Below are 18,076 nucleotides of genomic sequence, written 5' to 3'. Positions count from 1 at the left end.
GGATTTTTCCTGCCGAAATTGCAAGGTTAATGCAAGGTTCCGGCAAGGTTAATACAAGCTTGGCATGTTACACTGGTTTCAAAAGGAGGTTTTGAGATTGAGTGATTTCATCATTGAAACGAAAAATCTGACCAAACAGTACGGTACGCAGAAAAGCGTTGCCGACCTTAATATTCACGTAAAAAAGGGCCGCATCTATGGCCTGCTCGGGCGAAACGGCGCCGGAAAAACCACGACAATGAAAATGCTGCTGGGCTTGACGCAGCCGACTTCGGGCGAGGTAAGGATTTTCGGTAAGAATATCCGGGGAAACGAGAAAAAAATTCTGCCCCGTATCGGCAACCTGATCGAAGCACCGGGCTTTTATCCCAATCTGACCGGCACTGAAAATTTGAAAATATTTGCACGGCTCCGGGGCGTCTCCAAGCGCAACGCGATTACAAGCGCTTTGGAGGTCGTCGGGCTTCCATACGGCGATAAGAAGTTGTTTTCACAGTACTCCCTCGGTATGAAGCAGCGTCTGGCCATCGCCCTCGCCATCATGCACGATCCGGAGCTCTTGATTCTGGACGAGCCGATCAACGGGCTTGACCCCATCGGCATTGCCGAAGTCCGTTCCTTCATCCGGAAACTGTGCGACGCGCGAGGAAAAACAATTCTGATCTCCAGCCATATTCTTTCGGAAATTTCTCTGCTGGCGGACGACATCGGCATCATCGACCACGGAGTCTTGCTGGAAGAGGAAAGCCTTGCCGAGCTGGAGGAAAAGAACAGCAAGTATGTCCACTTCATCGTCTCCGACACGGCGCAGGCGGCCAGAATTATGGAACGAAACTTTGGAGCGAAAAACTTTACGGTAGAAGACGACCGCAGCCTTCGCCTGTACGATGTGAGTTTGCCGGTGACTGCCCTTACCCGCGCTTTCATTGAAAACGGATTGGAGGTTGCGGAAGCTCACACCTGCGAGGATACGCTGGAGGATTACTTCAAGCGCGTAACCGGGGGTGAGGGCATTGCATAATCTGATCCTCTGCGAATTTCAAAAATTCAAACGGCGTCCCCTGTTTCTGCTGGCGACGCTGGCGGCGTTCATTTTTCCTGTTTTGACAACACTGCTCTACTGGAACACCCCGGGGGGACAGGATTACGACAACCTGTTTTCAGGCGTTGTCGATCTGGGCGATTATCTTCTTTTGCTGCCGATTTTGGTCGTTCTTTCAACGTCGCTGTTTTTTACGGAACAGGACAGCGACACGCTGAAAAACCTGATGACGATCCCGGTTTCGAAGGCAAAGCTTGTGCTGGCGAAAATCAGCGTTATGGCAATCATCTCCGTGGTTTATTCCCTTGCCGGATTCCTGGCCAGCGCGGTTTGCGCGAAGCTGCTCGGCATGGCTTTTATCAACATGGGAGAAAAATTTGTTCTCAGCCTTTTGCTGGGGTTTATGATGCTGGCCGCGGCTCTGCCCTGTGTGGTATTGGTAGTGTGGTTTAATAAAAACAATCTGATTTCGATTGTGATCACGCTGTTCTACACCATTGTAAACTATGTGTTTCATCTTACCGATATGGGAATGAAGGTCCCCGTGGGGTTCAATATCGGCACGATACTGCCTATCCCACTGATTCATAGATGGATTCTTCAGTTTTACAGTCGGGGAACGGAAACCGGTGAGTGGGCAAAATTTTATGATAGTATGCGTCCTTACTTTGTGTCGACCCCGGTTTGCATTGGAATCCTTGCCGTGATGTCAGTCATATTTACCGCACTGATGGTACGGATTTACAACCGGCGCGAGATTTAGGAAGGAGGCGTGACGATGAACTTGATTCTCACGGAATTTCAAAAACTGAAACGGTACAGCATTATTCTCGTCGGCATTATCGGCGCAACCTGTTCTCCGGTCATTTCCATTGTGATGCAGAACGTGATGTCGGACGACGCCAAGACCGTTCTGAACTATACATTCCCCGATTTGATTAACAGTACCATCTGGAACAATATGACGATTTTCTTTCCGATGATCCTCGCCCTGATCGGCGGCTATATAATCAGCCGGGAATACACGGACGATACGCTGAAAAACCTGCTGACCGTTCCCGTCAGCTTTCCGCGCCTGATGGCCGGCAAGCTGACCGCGCTTGGAATCATCGCGCTTCTGCTCGGCCTTTATGACGCGCTGGTGACGCTGCTGGTCGGGCTGATCTGCTGCCGGGAAAATCTGACGTTGCCCGTCGTTTTATCGGGAAGCGTTCAGATGACCGCTATGGCGCTGTTTACCTGTATCGGTGAATTTCCGCTGATCGCATTGTGTGGGCGCAGGCGGGATGCGTTCAGGGGCGGTGCTGTGGCCGCGTTTTTGCTCGGATATGTCGCTATTTTCCTCAAGAATCCCGTGCTCCGCAACTTGTATCCACTTTCAGCCGGACTTAGTATCGTACGTTTCAGCGGTGAGGGTTTTGTGTCCGATACCGCAGGCAGCTATGCGTCCACGCAGAACACTTTTATCGGTATCTGCGTGATCTTAGCCATGCTGATACTGACCGGAATCATTATCCATATTCCACGGAAAGAGGCAGTTGCAGTCGCCCCCTCAAAGAAAGGCGGGCGCACTAAGCCTAAACAGGAGACTTCGAAATGAAAAAGTCATTACTTATTTTGGTGATAGCATGCTGCTTGGTTTTCGCGCTGACAGGCTGCACAAAAGATGAAATTCTCGGCACATACAATGATGCCATCCAAGCGGCTGGTGATGCCCAATTGACCAGCAACAGGTCTTTGGAAGGCAAGAGAAAATACGGAGTCGATCACTATACCGGCACCTATGATGCCGATTATGAGGATTTTTCGGGAACAGAGTATCTCTTCGGGGGGACTTCTATTGACCGTGAAGCAGGAAATGAAATTGAAATTACCTGCAATCTGAACATCACAGACGGAAGTGCCAAGTTGGTTTTACAATCCGGCGCAGATGATCCGCAAATACTGATTGAAAGCACAGGCGATTACTCCGAAACGATTGAACTGCCGCCTGCTGGCAATTATATCGTCGTGGAATGCGACGACTTTACCGGTTCCATTGAGCTGGAAATCAAATAAAAGGTTTATGATGAAAATTTCATCGTGAAGCAAAAAGGACGGTACCAAGTTAATTTGTCGCCAGAGTTTATTGCAGCTAAGCGATACGAAGCTGCATCGGCTCATATCTGGAACTGTATGCGACATCTTATGGAGTTGGGGTATTCTGAAAATGAGCTGAGCGGATTAGAAATAATCAATAGGTTCCCCAAACAGAAAATTGAAAACGTTAAGTCAGGGGCAAACTTGCTGAAAGGTAAGGACGCAAAGTAATAGGGTCTAAGGTGCGAACGCATGATGACAGCCTTGCCGCCAAGTAAAACTGCGTATTAAACCTGCCCATTGCGGCAGGTTTAATACTTACATGAACCATTTTTTTATATCTTTATGGAATCTTTAAATTTTCCTTTTATAGTCGATATCAGACAAACGAAAGGAAGATGTTTATGGATTCATATATCTTACAAACGAATCATCTGTGTAAGGATTTTAAAAGGCAGCACGCCGTCAGTGATATTTCGCTTTCCATTACGGGGAATTCCGTCTATGGTCTGCTTGGACCGAACGGCGCTGGAAAATCAACGACACTGAAGATGATAACCGGGATGCTGCGCCCGACCTCCGGCGAAATCATTTTCGAAGGCCATCCGTGGAGCCGCAGGGATTTGGCAGACATCGGCGCTTTGATCGAGTCTCCGCCGCTGTATGAGAATCTTACCGCCAAAGAAAACCTTAAAGTCCGCACGCTGCTGCTTGGTCTGCCGGATTCCCGCATTAACGAAGTGCTGGAAACCGTCAGCCTGACCGATACCGGAAACAAGCGTGCCGGACAGTTTTCCATGGGTATGAAGCAGCGCCTTGGCATCGCGATCGCCCTGCTGAACCATCCGAAGCTGCTGATTTTGGACGAGCCGACGAACGGGCTTGACCCGATTGGCATTCAGGATTTGCGCGGCTTAATTCGTTCTTTTCCCGAACAGGGCATCACGGTGATCCTGTCAAGCCATATTTTGTCCGAAGTTGAACTAATCGCAGACCACATCGGCATCATCAGCAACGGCATGCTGGGATACGAAGCTAAAATCACCCCCGGCGAGGATCTGGAATCGCTGTTTATGGAAGTTGTAAAAAAACAGCAAAAAGGTGGGTGAATAACATGGGACAGTATCTGAAAGCTGAAAATCTGAAATTCAAGCGAACCTTTACGAGAAAACTAATCCTGCTTATACCGCTCGCAACATTGTTTCTTACATGGTTTTTATCATTCAATTGGTATCAGATAAATGCTTTTAACTGGTGGTATGTGCTCATGATGCCGGGGTATATCGCCCTGATTTCGGCGCTTTCCGATCAGAAAGAAGCGAAAAAGCGGGGATACCGCGGCGTACTTGCGCTGCCTGTTTCTTTAAAAAAGATATGGGTTGCAAAAGTAATGAACCTGATCCTTTACGCAGCCCTGTCGTGCCTTATTTTGCTGATCGGAATTCTGCTGGGCAGCTTTACCGTTCCGAATCCATTGCCGCTTGGAGATGCCTGTCTTGGAATGCTCTTGATTTTTGCGACCTCTTTGTGGCAGATTCCGTTTTGCCTGTTTCTATCCAGAAAAACCGGCATGGTGGGAACGATCCTCATTCAAGTTGCCGCCGGTTTTCTGCTTGGCGTGCTATTGGCAACAAAATCAATTTGGTGGCTCTGCCCTTATAGCTGGACGATGCGGATGATGGCCCCGGTGCTTGGGATACTTCCGAATGGTACGCTTGCTCTAAGCGGCGACCCTTTATTGAATTCATCCTCAATCCCAGTGGGTATCGCCCTGTCCATCCTCCTGTTTATCTTACTGCTGATTGCCACAACCGGCTGGTTTCAGAAGCAGGAGGCGAGATAAATGCTTCTTCGTTCCATCTGTTCCGATCTTTATAAAATGAAGCGCACACCTATTCCATGGCTGCATGTTTTTGTGCCTCTCATTGGCGCGCTTGCGTTTCTGTGGTATTACTCCGTTACAGGTAACGACAATTCATTGGGGAAGCTCACCGGTTTTATGGAAGTGCTGTGCATGGTTTTCCCTCTCCTGATCGGCCTTTTATGCGGGTTGACAGCCGCCCAGGAAGAACAGGCCGGTAGCTATCAGGTAATCCTGTCGGAAGCGCGTTCAAGAGCTGTGGCGTATATGAGCAAACTGCTTTTACTGCTGGTGCTTTCCGGTTTGTCGGTGACTTTTGCGGTAGCAATATTTTCGACAGGGATTCATGCCGTTCCCCCGCAGCTTTACGTCCATATTGTCATGGCCGCATGGGGCGGAAATGTATTTTTATATATCCTGCATTTGTTCGTAGGCTTTCGCTTTGGCAGAAGCGCGTCCATCGGACTCGGCGTGTTCGGCACACTGATTTCCGCACTCATGATGACCGGATTGGGTGACGGAATCTGGCACTGGATTCCCTGGGCCTGGAGCGCGCGCCTGTGCGGCGATATTGTTTTCAGGCTGCAAAATCCCTCCGAAACGGCATGGGCTGCCACGGATATGCAATATGGGATTACGGTATGCCTTATTGTTACCCTTCTGTCACTTGCCGCCAGCCTTTTATGGTTTCAGCGCTGGGAGGGCTCCAAATCTAACGAATAGGCGGATGATTGCCGCCTCTACTAAACTCTCACTTTTAAATTACATAACCGGAGGGAAAAAATGACCAAAAGAGCTTATGCTTTCATAATACTGGATCCCCGAAAAAGATTTAGGTCAGATCGATTGGAATGGAAAGGGCCCCAGTACGCAGAAACGTGACAATTGGTCATATGGCGAAGTCCACGCGATTCAAAATGCGGACGTATCAGACTCCGTTGCGGTTGAAATCAACTCGGAATACCGGATTGCAATCAGCCGATAACATATGCAAAAGCAGATAAGCGTGTTATATTAACATCCGTATGCAATGGAAGGAGGTGCAGTTATGGCAAACATTCTTGCCGTTGACGATGAGCCGGATATCTTGGCTCTCATTAAAAGGGCGCTGGAAAAGGACAGCCACCTTGTGACGACTGCCGTATCGCCGGACCAGATAAAACTGAAAACGCTGAATTATTTTGACTTGATTTTGCTGGATGTCATGATGCCCGGCATGGATGGGTTTGCCTTTTGTCAGAAGGTGCGAGATCTGGTGGATTGTCCTATTCTATTTCTCACCGCTAAAACAATGGAATCCGATGTGATGTATGGGTTTGGCCTGGGCGCGGACGATTACATCAAAAAACCGTTCAGCACCGGAGAATTGAGAGCAAGGGTTAATGCGCATCTGCGCAGGGAAAAGCGTGAAAAACGAAATGCGCTGCACCTGTCCGGATTGGAATTCAATCTCGCGGCAAAGGAAGTGACCGTGAACGGGCAGAAAATTCCACTCACCAAAATCGAATACGGGATTTGCGAATTCCTTGCCAAGAACCACGGTCAGGTGTTTTCCAAGGAGCAGATTTATGATGCCGTTTGCGGATACGACGCGGAGGGTGACAGCTTTACGGTGGCCGTGCATATAAAAAACATCAGGGCAAAACTCGCCGTCTATCAACTGGCTCCGATTTCAACGGTTTGGGGGATCGCATATAAATGGGACTGAAAAACAGAAACATCAAACTGAGAACCTTCTTCATTCGGTATTTACTCACCCTTTTTGCCGGTTTCGTCTTGATCGTCCTGATCGGCATGGGATTGCTTTTCGCATCGTTGAAAACCGGCTTTGTTATCTCTGTTGGTGATGTGGAAGCATCCATTGAACGCCAAAAGGCCGCGATTGCCTCTGCCGAAACTGTGAGTGCGGAGTTGATTCCCAAGACCTGCGAGTACGCCATTGTAAGTACAAATGGTGAATTCTTGTCGGGGAGCATGACCGAATCCGAAGCAGCCGCGGCATGGGATATCGTTCAGAGCGGCAGAAGAACTTCGGGAGGCCTTCTAGCCACGGGGCTGAATGTGGATTGCTATTTCCCGATTGAACGGCGGAATGAATTTTGCATAGTTGAGTATTCCTCCATGGCTCAGTTTTCAGCCCAGCTTTTGCGGGAGCACCTGCCCGCTCCGGAAATTATGCTGTTTTGGATAATCCTTGCAGCGTTTTTGACAGAGATTTTTCTGCTTTCCAAACTTTACGGCAGGAAAATCAGTCATAAGCTCATTCCTCTGCAAAATGCCACGGAAAAAATACGAGGGAAAGACCTTGCGTTTGAAATTCAATACAGCGGCATTGAGGAAATCGATGCCGCTCTGCAATCCCTTGACGGCATGAAAACAGAATTGAAATACGCTCTGGAAACACAGTGGAAAATGGAGCAGACGAAGAAAACACAAATTTCCGCATTGGCGCATGATTTAAAAACTCCTCTTACAGTTGTCCGTGGTAATGCGGAAATGCTATGCGACACGGAACAAACGGAGGAACAGAAAGAGTATACCCGATATATCATGAAGAACACTGATCAAATGGAACAGTACGTTCAAATGCTTATTGATATATCCAAAGCGGAAGCCGGTTATTCGCTTCAGTTGAAGAATATCAATATGAAAACATTTTTAAATGACCTGTATGCTCAAATAAATGCTCTTGCTTCGGTAAAACAATTAAAAACAGAATTCGATGAACAAAATCTACCGGATATCATCAGCGTTGATGCTTCCCTAATGCAAAGAGCCATTATAAATGTCGCATCGAACGCAGTAGATTATTCCCCGGAGCATGGAGCGATTTGGTTTTCCGTATCGGCGGAAAACAATAAAATCAGATTCACCATTACTGATAGCGGAAAAGGATTTTCTCCTGAAGATTTGAGAAACGCGACAAATCAGTTCTACCAGGGCGATCTCAGCCGCAGTTCGAAACTGCATTATGGAATGGGACTATTCATTGCTGATTCAATTGTAAAGCAACATGGCGGGACTCTTGTAGCAGCAAATTCTCCTGCCACAGGCGGTGGCATGGTAACAATTGATATTTAATATAGAAATAAAAATATGTTAAGGGCAAACTTGCCGAAAGGCAAGGGCACAAAGCCGAGGGTCTAAGGTGCAAACGCATGATGACAGCCTGGCCGCCGAGTTAAATTGCGTATTAAACCTGCCCATTTTGCGGCAGGTTTTTTCATAAAACAATCAAAAAAAGAGGTGCTACCCGCCCAACAAAAAAAACGTGAGTTTGGCGGGTCTGTTTCCATGCCTGAATAAGCAATATCGTAACCCTCCAAGCTCACCAGTTTGGAGGGTTTTTCTATGCGTGTTCGATATGCCTTGAGGCTGGAGATGATCAAACACAAAGTGGAAATGACCACCTACGCCTCTTACGCTGTTTGCATTAAGAGCTGCATTATTCCTTATTTTAAGGACTTCAAGCTTACCTTGAAGGACGTGACGGCGAAGCATATCCAGGACTATTATCAGTACGAGCTGAACGAGAAAGGCGTAAGTGCCTGCACGGTGATCCATCGCCATGCCAATATTCGCAAGGCGTTGCAGTACGCTTTCAAGGTGGGACTGATCGCCTTTAACCCCGCCGACCGGATTGAGCGACCCAAACCCGGAAAATTCGTGGGCAGTATTTACGATGCCGGGGAATTGGAAGCCTTGTTCGCCGTGGTGAAAAACAAGCCGATAGCGCTGGCCGTTATCCTGGGCGCGTTTTACGGACTGCGCCGCAGTGAAATCGTCGGGCTGAAATGGGACGCGATTGACTTTGGGAAAAAGACGCTGACCATCAAGCACACCGTAACCGAGGTAAGGGTGGACGGAAAAGTCATCATTGTGGAAAAAGACCGCACCAAAACCAAGTCCAGCCACCGCACCCTGCCGCTGGTAGAGCCCTTTGAAAAGCTTCTCCGGCGGCTGAAAGCGGAGCAGGAGCGCAATCAAAAGGTTTGCGGAAAAGACTATGGCCGGGAATATCTTGGCTACATCTACGTGAATGAGCTGGGAGAACGGGTCAAGCCGGGCTATATCACCCAGAATTTCGCGCTCATGCTGAAAAACCACGGTTTGAAGAAAATCCGTTTCCACGATTTGCGGCATAGCTGCGCCAGTTTGTTGTACGCCAACGGAGTCAGCCTGAAAGAAATCCAGGAGTGGTTGGGGCACAGCGATATCTCCACCACCTCGAACATTTACATCCACCTGGATTTCAGTTCCAAGATTGCTTCGGCCAACGCCATCATCGGCGTATATCCCTCCTAACATCCCTCCAAAGCGGGCGGAATGCCAGGTGAAAAGGGAGATGAGAGCACTGCAAATATGCGCTAAAATGTATCATGTGACGGTATGCCGCGCGGCAAACGATAAGTGCCGCCAGAAAAGAAAAAAGCCCTCAAATCCGCTTGTATCGCGGTTCAAGAGCGATTGACTTCTGGTGCCGATGGCCGGAGTCGAACCGGCATGGAGGTTATCCAACGGTTTTTGAGTCCCTCAACATTACCGGAAGCATCGAGAATGCAACGTACTCTACCGGAATCCTCAGACCCTAAAAAACCTTGTATAATGGGCGTTTGCGGCACTTAAAACCCGGAAACCCACGTCACTCCAAGGCTCTCTCAAAAGAGCGGTTTTGACACAAATTTTGGACGTTGGAGGGATATTGGAGGGATGTTCAGGAGGGATATCCGGACCGTCTGCCGTCAGAACGTCAACGTGTATTAATCAAAAACCAATATGGTAACAGTCATCCTACCATTGACAAATCTTCAGGAGCTGATGACTGTGAAAAATCAAGAATATTACGAGCAGCTTTTTGAGCCGTATCCCGATGTCGTTACACTGGATGAATTCAGAGCCATGTTGGGCGGCATCGGAGAAACCACGGCACGAAAGATTTTGCACGGGAACCATATAAAGTACTTTTTTATCCGCAGTGCCTATAGGATACCTAAAGTATGGGTTATCGAGTATGTGTTAAGCGACCATTACGCTCAATACCGGCAAGAACTAAAAGTGCAGGTTTAGTAGTGAATAAAAATGGAAGAACAAGAGGACATAGGTTGAACCGCTTATGTTCTCTTTTTATAAAAAAATTTGTGTAACAAAGATTAGGCAATAATACATATGTTTAAGGACAATTTTTGGTGCTCTTTCACTAATATTTATTTTTCCAAACAAGCCTGAATATAAAATTTCATACTATTCCATGTCGATAATAGTATCTGTTCATCCACAGGATTCGGATAGTGAATATAAAGATTAAGTATCTTAATTATGTCGGGATTACTTAGATTGGCTTTAATTGCTTCCTTAAGCTTGGGAATATCTTTTCCAGTTTTAGCCGTAAACAAAAAATTGTTATTCAAATATTTCATGTTTCCAACCAGATCCTTTTCATTATAAGGGCTACTTATTGTTGAAGTATGTCTACTATAAACTAACCGAGTACTAATTTCGAGTAATGTTCTATATAAGAGCGCACAAGCATAAGGATGTCTATACACTGAAAAACTGGATAAATCATATATTAAACTTCTTATTTTGACCTCAAAATCGGAGTCACCACTTATTTTTAAGCTCTTAGACTCTTCAATGGTAAAACTTAAATACTCTCTTTTTGTTTTTTTAGGTTTATATTTTACCGAAGGAATATATTTTTCTTCATCAATATCGTTTCCATCTTCTGGAGTAACTCCATTAGATGAATTTCCATCGTCATCATCAAGAGGGTCACCATCTTGGTTATCTCCAGTGCCATGAGACTGGTCAGGGTTATCTTGCTTTAAATCCTCCGTAGGGGGAGATGATTTTAATCCATGATAATCTTTAATCATAGCAATTAAGCCAGGAATACGCTCATCCTTTAATATTAACTCCTTTTGATTACTAAACCCATAGATTTCAGTGCTTACAATTTTACTTAGTTCACCATTTATACAATACTTCTTCTCTTTGCGAAGTAAAAAGGCTTCACCTATTAACATCAATATTTCATTATATTGACTCTGCTTATCCTTTTCACACAAATATTTTTGGGTATCTTCATCAAAAGATAAGTTTAACCCCACTTCAGGATCATTGCCTACTAATGTATCCATAAACCTGTCAACCATAGGCAAGTAATCTAATTTTTCAATTTCTATATTTTTATGGCGAGATTTAAGAATGTGAAAAACATCCATAAAGAATTGATACTTTCTTATACATTTTTTTATAGTGCCTAAAGTATCGCTAGTGAATTCTTGGACTTTGCTAATATCGCTATATGCATGAAATAAATTCATATAATAATTATTCTTTTCTAGTGCCGACCATTTTTTAACTCCAGTGATATGACGATCGCTTAAAAATGCCTGAACAGCTTCTCTGTCCGGATAGACAATGACAAGAATCCTTTCTATATTTTCTTTGGTCTCTTCATTTATAAAAGGGAAATTTGATTTATAATTATCCGGTATGAGTGAACGATCTAATAATAATTTACAGGCGCAAGTACGCCGATTGCCCTCTAACACTACATAACCATCATCCCTTTTATAGCAAGTAATTAATTCAGCGCCATGCAATTCATGAACATTGTTTATTCTATTGGCGAGTTTTATTATATTTGCGTATTTTAATAGATGACTGATAATTGCAGTTTGGCTTACTTTAGTTGCACTATCTTGTACCAAAACACTAGACGCGAATCTTGGATTTTCATCATCTAATATAAGGTCAGCTATGTTAACTTCTTTATATTCGTAATTCCGCGCCATTTTGTATTCCTCCGAAAAATCGCTTTTTTATTTGTCTTTCGATTTTATTTTTTTAGTTCATATTCTCTGGTATAAAACCTTAATGCATTTTTAAGATTAAAACTTAGTTCTTCCTCTGGCATTGAAACAAATACTGCTCCACCTACATATTCTAACAGCCATTTTTTTTCATCAATTGTCAATTTGGCAAATGCCTCTTGCCATTGTTGTGTTAACCCTAACCCTTCATATTTAAAACGATATATGATAAATTCTCTTGGCATAGACAGTATCTCAAAATATTCATCGTGATTATTTCCAAATGCTTTGTGGAAGAAATTCGGTCCTCCTGCTACTATGCCTTTAGTAACAAGCAAGATAGCTGTAACACCAGTGAGATATTTTTTGCACCAATGCTTTCCCACATATTCCCTATCTTTTCTATCTATAGGCATATACTTCATAGGGAATGAGTAAATATGTACACCCAACCTTTCATTCAATTCTATATTAATTTGTAACCTGTCCCATAATTCAGTAGGTTTGTCCTTTTCATTATACAATATATAGTTTGATAATTCTCTAATCCCACAGTTATGTGCAATATGAACAGCCTGAATATACCCATCTTTATCTGATAATTTATCAAAGGCTATTCTAACTGGATTAAGAGGCAGTTCAGAAAGTACTGCCATATTTACTGGTGTCATCAAGCGAGCGTCTATGCCCTGGTTAAAATCTACATATTTGAGTTTTGGACGTTTGTCTTTATATTTTTCTAGCCAAACTTGAATTTCCTCTTTTTTTGTATTTATAACTTCTAACGGATTTTCCGATTCGATAATTTCTTCGATAAACAGTAAATACTCAGCCTTCGTTTTAGGATGTATCATCATTGATTTATAGTCCAGCAAATATTTTATTAAACGTTTTAAATATCTATCATCCTCTATATTTTCGTTTACTTTCTGCAATAAAATTGGGAAAAGGTTTGGTTTTGTATAAGTCGCGCCCTTATAGAAACCCATTGATTTTATATCATCGACTATCTTTTTTAGATCAGGGGATTTTAGTATATTGTTATCTAACAATAATAGATTCCGTTTTTCTCCAAAGGTTTTATTAATATAAGAAATCTGTTGAATAATATGATTAACCGTTTTAAATTCCGGCTCAAGTTTTGGCACAGCACAAAAAGAACATTTATTAGGACATCCTCTGGTCGTGTAAGTAAAATAATTATCGCCAGCAGGATATTTATATTCCACATCATCAAGCATATCATAATCAAGGGGCATAGCATCCACATTGACATCTTCATCAAAGCCAATCATTCGGGACGAAATTAATTGCCCAACAATTACATTATTTATGCCCGTATCTCTTTTTAAATCCTCAGCCATTAAGGACGCAAGTATGCCTCCAATATAAATATCATTTGTAGTAAACACAGAAGACTTATAAAATCTAACAGTATCAACGGTTATAATATAGTGAAAAGTAAACATTGTGGTGATATAGATTCTATCCCACATTTGCTCTGCCAGTTTTTTGTCTTTTCCTTTTACGAAAGCAACATAATCACCTTTTGATTTATGATATGTGCTAATTTTCATTAGTCCCATAGGAGGATACTTGTTCTTATAATTCGGTTCAACAAGTAAAATTCTCATGCTTTTTTCTTCACTTTCAAGTCAGATAATATTTTTTCTTTCAGTTTATCAGCAATTTCAATATTTGAAGAAAAATATGCGTAAATTGATTCAATTATACGGTCATATATTTTCCGTTCGGCCCTTGAATAGCTTGAATCCAAGTCTGATTTCGTGGCCGTTGGAATATTGATAAGCTTTGTTTCAAGCTGAACAATTTCTTTTTTAGCACTTTCATTACGTTTTAGTAAGGCTTGTGCCTGTTTGCGATATTTTTCATCAAGGGTTTCACGTTCTGCTAACCGGGCAAGTTCTTTTTGGTCAGTAACTAATTTTTTCTCTATTTCTTTTTTATCTTGAATGAGCTTTTCTCGTTTTACTTCAGAGGCTACTTGACCGCTTGAAATTTGGGATGAAATAGCATCTAATTTATTCAGATTCATGGTTATGCTTTTAATTTTTGAATGAAAATTGGACATAGCTCTCCGATGCTCACGATTCATTAAGTCAGCTTGCTTAGATAGCAATTTTTTTAAAAGCTCGTATGCCTCATTTCTTTCAAAATCATCACGTTTTGCATTTGGCAACAAGTGTGTATCATACACATGAACTTCACCAATAAACCATTTATTCGCATTATCTCCTTCAGATGAGAAGAAACGACTAAAAGTGTCTTCGCCACCAATAAGAATATTACCCTTTCTAATTCTTATGCCGCATATGCTTTTATCACTAACAGAACCATAGAAGTTGGTTATTCCATACCAACCTTTATATAGAAGAGTACCATCATCTTTATTACCTTCGAAAAATTCTATTTGCTGTATCTGATCTACTTTTTTTGTGCGCTCCTGGTGACCCGTTTTAAAGGCAGTTCGATACTGTTTATAAATGGGTTTTTTTCTGTTGTTTAAGTATACATTATATGTCTCAATAGGCTTTCCGCATTGTTTATATTCCGGATTAATAGTTTTAGCATGAATAAATTTTTGAGCGTCAAATGCAACTGGGGCAACAACAGATAAATAATACTCGACACGATTCTCATCCAATAGTTCACTAAATTGAGGATATACCCCTTTTAAGATAACTTTAAAATAATGTTTATCATTGTCCTCGTTATCTTGATAGAATTTTGTAGATTGTTCAATAACCTCAACAGCGGTTTCAACCTCTTTATTATCAACATTCAATAAATTAAGCAATTTGTCTCCATCCCATTCAACTATGCTCTTTTTGGCTTCTCCTGCATAAGAGGTGACAAAGCTAAGCTTGTTTGAAAGACCTAACCCCCCAAGACGACCTATTCCTCTAAAGCCTCTGTTTTCACGAAAATCTTTTCCGGATTTTCCGACATCCAGTAAGGTGTTATAAACCAAGCTTTCTTTAATACCGGGGCCGTTGTCTTCAATTATAATTAGTCTCTTTGAACTATTTACAACAACATGAATTGTTCCTTCTTCAGACGTTAATAAACCGTTTTTTACTGCCTTATCAATTTCATCAGTAGAGTTTTGTATATATTCCCTATAAATTGTCATGGGGTCGGAATACATACCTATAGAAAGAGATTCTAACACGTGTTTTCCAAAATTAATATCAGACATGGATATGCATCCCCCTCTTTACTTATTGGGCAATTCGTATGATGGGTAAGGGAATGATACTTTGAGTAATGTTTTAAAAACCGGATGCTGAATAATCAAATCACCTTTATCTAATCTAGTTATCATATTCGAATATACTTTAGGAATATATTTATAATCCGGCTTTGAAACTTCAATAGCATTGGTTCTACCATATATGTTTGTTGAACAATTTCCTTTAATACGATCATGAACAGCACTGCGGAACTGTTCTGCTGAAAATAGAATAATACCCTCTGATCGGCCTCTTTCTGTAATTTCAAGCAGATAATTTAATATTGGAGAATTTTTAGGTGATTCCTTAGGGGCATACTTATTAAGCTCATCTACAAAAATAATAATCTTCTTGGGAATTGATGCCGCATTTCTTTCATCTACGTATTCACCATGTTTCAAATCATATACTGTCTTTATTACATCACCAAAAACCATGCATTGTAATTGTTCATTTAATTTTGCAATGTCCACAACAAGCACATCACCTGTATTTATTTTAGATATTTCTTTTGATAGATGAACCTGTGCTTTGTGCGAGTCTCCAGACTGACTATTTTGGAAAATATCGTTTTGAATAGATGTGGCAATCAACCTGCTAAATCTTTTCCATGATTGTACTAAAATCTGAGATTTATCTTCCCCGGATTTTGCCTTTTTTCCATTGGCATATTCTTTGACTTTAGATTTAAATGCGTCCCAATTCATGTCATCGTCGTCAAATTCCGTGCTCGTTTCTATAAAATTAAAAATAGCTTCTAGCGTCCAGTTAGGATCATCTATGTTGGACAACAATAACTCAATTTTCGACTTATCTTCACTACATGTATAAATATAGTTTTTCGCAATTTCACTTTCAAATTGTTCTTGCAAAATAGACGAAGCAAGGGAAGTATTTGAACAAACATTATCGGGTCCCCGTGCACGCATGTAGGGATAGAAATAACGAACATTTTTAAATGGTTTGCATTCTAGATTAAACAACTCCCACTGTTTACGTCTATTAGTACTTAAATTCCCATCCCTATCAATACGAAGCAAATCATCCCCTTTAACATTCAAGATTATAATTGCAGTATCACCTGTCCGTTCCTGAATTGCTTTTAGCATAAACATGACATAGCTTGTCTTTGTAGCCAAGCCAGATATACCCGAAATGTTTAAATGAGCTCCTTCTGGGCCTAATAGAAAATCACTGTTGTACATTATTGGAACACTTACACCATTAGAGGTTTTTAGTAAACCCCCGGGAATAGCTCTTTTATCGTCTTCTTTTAAGAGGCCTAACGCATTTTTAATATCTTCCGAATCTGCTGGGTAAACAATTGCTCCATCAGGGACAGGCATATAGTTTTCATTATTATTATCAATCACAGAAGCTATAGCATAAGTCAATGATAACTTCTTAGTAAAGCTTTCTGCTCCAACGACACCAAAATCTGAGGAAACAAAATTGCTAATATGTCCTGGGCTGTCTGTTATATGATAAATTTCCTCTATCATTCCATATGTAATAGACGATTCTCCTGCAACTGTATTTTCAACTTTTACGATATCGAATGGACTAATTTTTACATTATTTCCCAACCAAAATGTAAATTCATCACAAGTATTAGGGTTTTTTTCTGTTGCTGAAACAGTACCTATCGCTTTAATCTTACTCATCTCTATTTATCCCCCTAAAATAAATTAGAAAAGCTTATATCACTCATGAATGATGATTTTACCATTTTCTCTGTTAAATACACTGGATAAAGATGATTTGCCCACCGCTCATCTCTCCCATGGCAAGTAGGAATCCTCTCACCAATCAGAGAAGATGAGATTGTATCTATAAGCACACTATCAAACCCATCATTATTAAGCTCATCCTTCAATGCTAACTTTTCTATCTTAACTATTCCGTCCAAGGGGTCACCTTTTTTATATATATCTCTTACACGGACATACCAAACCCCAAACGTTAACTTATCATCACTTGACTTCATTTTAATTACCGGGGTTCTTTCTGCAAATTCTAATTTTGAAAGTAACGTTCCAATATGCATTCTATTTTTTGTTAATTTGGTTAAATTAGGATTAAAACTTTTGGAGACACTCATTACTATAAAAAATATCCGGATTCTTTATTTTACTGGGCAAAAACTGTAATGCTCCGTCTAAAACCAACATCGCTTCAGGAGACAATGTGTTTGATAAAACCATTTTATTTAAAATTGTCAGTTCAAGATCGTGCATAAAACTTTGAATAACTGCAATTGCAGCATTTACAGGCTTATCCTCTTTTAATTTATCGAATCTATATTTTTTAACTTTCAAAGAAAGTCGTTCTTTCATATCTCTCTCATAGCCCTGCTTAATGTACTCAAAATCCTCCTCATTAATGGTATCACTTAACATTAAATAATTTTGTTTTTCCAGCATATGTTTGTGCATTTGGCCATCTTCATCACGAAAACAGCAACCAGCACATACCTGTCCAGCTACGACGGGCATAAAGCGATTCTCTGGAGTTATAATGTCACCAATCTTATAAACTTTGCGAGAGCCATCCATGAAGTAAGCAAAATTCGTTAAAGGGTGCGGAAGAAGTGCTAATTTCTTTTTAGTTCCAATTCTATCAGTCTCAAAAACTTTAGATGTATCGTAATTCTCAGATATCTCTTGGAATGGTTCAAAAAAATAGCTATCTAAATTTACTCTGTTTTGTTCAAACAAAGTAATATTTTTCTTTTCCATATATTTTCTTAATAAACCGCCCATTCTCTTTTCCTCACAATATTTTACTTTTTAAATTATTCTGTACACTTATGTATTAGGTTTAATTTGAAGAGGTTTTATCAATCACTTTTATAAGACTGTCAGTTTTATTTATGTGATTCAAAAATAAAGTACCCAGAAAAAGTCGATCTTTTAAGGGATTCTATTTCACTCATATCCCTTGAAAATTCTCCTGAAGTTAAAAATTCAGTTCTTTAATTGCCTTTGTTGTTCGAACTTCTCAACACCTATAATTTTCTATT

At 41.5% G+C, this 18,076-nt stretch carries 18 protein-coding genes, 1 pseudogene and 2 riboswitches; of the genes and pseudogenes, 12 read left to right on the top strand and 7 right to left on the bottom strand.

Annotation, left to right across the window (positions count from 1 at the left end; all coding sequences use genetic code 11):
* Window positions 1–97 precede the first annotated feature (97 nt).
* The 12 genes from Psfp_RS07395 to Psfp_RS07340 all read left to right on the top strand — a co-directional run bounded on the left by Psfp_RS07395 (window position 98) and on the right by Psfp_RS07340 (window position 10,049).
* A complete protein-coding gene (locus Psfp_RS07395) occupies window positions 98–1,021 on the top strand; it encodes an ABC transporter ATP-binding protein (RefSeq protein WP_243120529.1) in 924 nt (307 codons plus the stop codon).
* Window positions 1,005–1,805: an ABC transporter permease gene (locus Psfp_RS07390; protein ID WP_134217911.1), complete on the top strand. Its 801-nt coding sequence runs from the start codon at window positions 1,005–1,007 to the stop codon at window positions 1,803–1,805. The genes Psfp_RS07395 and Psfp_RS07390 overlap by 17 nt, the downstream gene beginning before the upstream one ends.
* 15 nt (window positions 1,806–1,820) lie before the next feature.
* Entirely contained in the window at window positions 1,821–2,642 is an 822-nt protein-coding gene (locus Psfp_RS07385) for an ABC transporter permease (RefSeq protein WP_134217910.1), read from the top strand.
* Window positions 2,639–3,100 (top strand): hypothetical protein, encoded by a 462-nt coding sequence (locus tag Psfp_RS07380; protein ID WP_134217909.1) that lies wholly within the window; start codon window positions 2,639–2,641, stop codon window positions 3,098–3,100. The genes Psfp_RS07385 and Psfp_RS07380 overlap by 4 nt, the downstream gene beginning before the upstream one ends.
* 208 nt (window positions 3,101–3,308) lie before the next feature.
* Window positions 3,309–3,396: riboswitch (cyclic di-GMP riboswitch) on the top strand.
* 129 nt (window positions 3,397–3,525) lie between these two features.
* A complete protein-coding gene (locus Psfp_RS07375) occupies window positions 3,526–4,230 on the top strand; it encodes a lantibiotic protection ABC transporter ATP-binding protein (protein WP_134217908.1) in 705 nt (234 codons plus the stop codon).
* 5 nt (window positions 4,231–4,235) lie between these two features.
* Window positions 4,236–4,964, top strand: coding sequence for a lantibiotic immunity ABC transporter MutE/EpiE family permease subunit (locus tag Psfp_RS07370; protein ID WP_134217907.1), 729 nt, complete (start codon window positions 4,236–4,238; stop codon window positions 4,962–4,964).
* Entirely contained in the window at window positions 4,965–5,705 is a 741-nt protein-coding gene (locus Psfp_RS07365) for a lantibiotic immunity ABC transporter MutG family permease subunit (RefSeq protein WP_134217906.1), read from the top strand.
* A gap of 94 nt (window positions 5,706–5,799) precedes the next feature.
* Window positions 5,800–5,967: a NisI/SpaI family lantibiotic immunity lipoprotein gene (locus Psfp_RS07360; RefSeq protein ID WP_134217944.1), complete on the top strand. Its 168-nt coding sequence runs from the start codon at window positions 5,800–5,802 to the stop codon at window positions 5,965–5,967.
* Window positions 5,968–6,030: 63 nt separating this feature from the next.
* Window positions 6,031–6,690: a response regulator transcription factor gene (locus Psfp_RS07355; RefSeq protein ID WP_134217905.1), complete on the top strand. Its 660-nt coding sequence runs from the start codon at window positions 6,031–6,033 to the stop codon at window positions 6,688–6,690.
* Window positions 6,681–8,063, top strand: coding sequence for a HAMP domain-containing sensor histidine kinase (locus Psfp_RS07350; protein WP_134217904.1), 1,383 nt, complete (start codon window positions 6,681–6,683; stop codon window positions 8,061–8,063). Before Psfp_RS07355 ends, Psfp_RS07350 begins: the two co-directional genes overlap by 10 nt.
* Window positions 8,064–8,076: 13 nt before the next feature.
* A riboswitch (cyclic di-GMP riboswitch) is annotated at window positions 8,077–8,163 on the top strand.
* Between the two features lie 170 nt (window positions 8,164–8,333).
* Window positions 8,334–9,287, top strand: a complete 954-nt coding sequence (locus Psfp_RS07345; RefSeq protein ID WP_134217903.1) for a site-specific integrase — start codon at window positions 8,334–8,336, stop codon at window positions 9,285–9,287.
* A 519-nt stretch (window positions 9,288–9,806) separates the two neighbouring features.
* Entirely contained in the window at window positions 9,807–10,049 is a 243-nt protein-coding gene (locus tag Psfp_RS07340; RefSeq protein ID WP_192895304.1) for a DNA-binding protein, read from the top strand.
* A 137-nt stretch (window positions 10,050–10,186) separates the two neighbouring features.
* On the opposite strand, the gene Psfp_RS07335 is transcribed toward Psfp_RS07340, so the two are convergent.
* The 7 genes and pseudogenes from Psfp_RS07335 to Psfp_RS22625 all read right to left on the bottom strand — a co-directional run bounded on the left by Psfp_RS07335 (window position 10,187) and on the right by Psfp_RS22625 (window position 18,020).
* A complete protein-coding gene (locus tag Psfp_RS07335; protein WP_134217902.1) occupies window positions 10,187–11,782 on the bottom strand; it encodes a hypothetical protein in 1,596 nt (531 codons plus the stop codon).
* 44 nt (window positions 11,783–11,826) lie between these two features.
* Window positions 11,827–13,434, bottom strand: coding sequence for a hypothetical protein (locus Psfp_RS07330; protein WP_134217901.1), 1,608 nt, complete (start codon window positions 13,432–13,434; stop codon window positions 11,827–11,829).
* Complete coding sequence (locus Psfp_RS07325) at window positions 13,431–15,020, bottom strand: ATP-binding protein (protein WP_134217900.1); 1,590 nt, start codon at window positions 15,018–15,020, stop codon at window positions 13,431–13,433. The genes Psfp_RS07330 and Psfp_RS07325 overlap by 4 nt, the downstream gene beginning before the upstream one ends.
* An 18-nt stretch (window positions 15,021–15,038) precedes the next feature.
* Window positions 15,039–16,718, bottom strand: a complete 1,680-nt coding sequence (locus tag Psfp_RS07320) for an ATP-binding protein (protein WP_134217899.1) — start codon at window positions 16,716–16,718, stop codon at window positions 15,039–15,041.
* A gap of 14 nt (window positions 16,719–16,732) precedes the next feature.
* Window positions 16,733–17,101 (bottom strand): hypothetical protein, encoded by a 369-nt coding sequence (locus tag Psfp_RS07315; RefSeq protein ID WP_192895303.1) that lies wholly within the window; start codon window positions 17,099–17,101, stop codon window positions 16,733–16,735.
* 31 nt (window positions 17,102–17,132) lie between these two features.
* Window positions 17,133–17,816 carry a hypothetical protein gene (locus Psfp_RS07310; protein ID WP_134217897.1) on the bottom strand — a complete coding sequence of 228 codons (684 nt, stop codon included), beginning with the start codon at window positions 17,814–17,816 and terminating at the stop codon, window positions 17,133–17,135.
* Window positions 17,817–17,874: 58 nt separating this feature from the next.
* Window positions 17,875–18,020, bottom strand: a pseudogene (locus Psfp_RS22625) (DUF1413 domain-containing protein).
* Between the last annotated feature and the right edge of the window lie 56 nt (window positions 18,021–18,076).

Source organism: Pelotomaculum sp. FP, from assembly GCF_004369245.1.
GTDB lineage: Bacteria > Bacillota > Desulfotomaculia > Desulfotomaculales > Pelotomaculaceae > Pelotomaculum_C > Pelotomaculum_C schinkii.
Note: the sequence above shows the minus strand (reverse complement) of the source record. Positions and strands in the feature narration are given on the sequence as shown.

Bases quoted from the DNA above. Each gene is read 5' to 3' on its own strand.
- Psfp_RS07385 (WP_134217910.1), top strand. From the start codon at position 1,821: ATGAACTTGATTCTCACGGAATTTCAAAAACTGAAACGGTACAGCATT.
- Psfp_RS07380 (WP_134217909.1), top strand. From the start codon at position 2,639: ATGAAAAAGTCATTACTTATTTTGGTGATAGCATGCTGCTTGGTTTTC.
- Psfp_RS07375 (WP_134217908.1), top strand. From the start codon at position 3,526: ATGGATTCATATATCTTACAAACGAATCATCTGTGTAAGGATTTTAAA.
- Psfp_RS07370 (WP_134217907.1), top strand. From the start codon at position 4,236: ATGGGACAGTATCTGAAAGCTGAAAATCTGAAATTCAAGCGAACCTTT.
- Psfp_RS07365 (WP_134217906.1), top strand. From the start codon at position 4,965: ATGCTTCTTCGTTCCATCTGTTCCGATCTTTATAAAATGAAGCGCACA.
- Psfp_RS07355 (WP_134217905.1), top strand. From the start codon at position 6,031: ATGGCAAACATTCTTGCCGTTGACGATGAGCCGGATATCTTGGCTCTC.
- Psfp_RS07350 (WP_134217904.1), top strand. From the start codon at position 6,681: ATGGGACTGAAAAACAGAAACATCAAACTGAGAACCTTCTTCATTCGG.
- Psfp_RS07345 (WP_134217903.1), top strand. From the start codon at position 8,334: ATGCGTGTTCGATATGCCTTGAGGCTGGAGATGATCAAACACAAAGTG.
- Psfp_RS07335 (WP_134217902.1), bottom strand. From the start codon at position 11,782: ATGGCGCGGAATTACGAATATAAAGAAGTTAACATAGCTGACCTTATA.
- Psfp_RS07330 (WP_134217901.1), bottom strand. From the start codon at position 13,434: ATGAGAATTTTACTTGTTGAACCGAATTATAAGAACAAGTATCCTCCT.
- Psfp_RS07325 (WP_134217900.1), bottom strand. From the start codon at position 15,020: ATGTCTGATATTAATTTTGGAAAACACGTGTTAGAATCTCTTTCTATA.
- Psfp_RS07320 (WP_134217899.1), bottom strand. From the start codon at position 16,718: ATGAGTAAGATTAAAGCGATAGGTACTGTTTCAGCAACAGAAAAAAAC.
- Psfp_RS07315 (WP_192895303.1), bottom strand. From the start codon at position 17,101: ATGCATATTGGAACGTTACTTTCAAAATTAGAATTTGCAGAAAGAACC.
- Psfp_RS07310 (WP_134217897.1), bottom strand. From the start codon at position 17,816: ATGGGCGGTTTATTAAGAAAATATATGGAAAAGAAAAATATTACTTTG.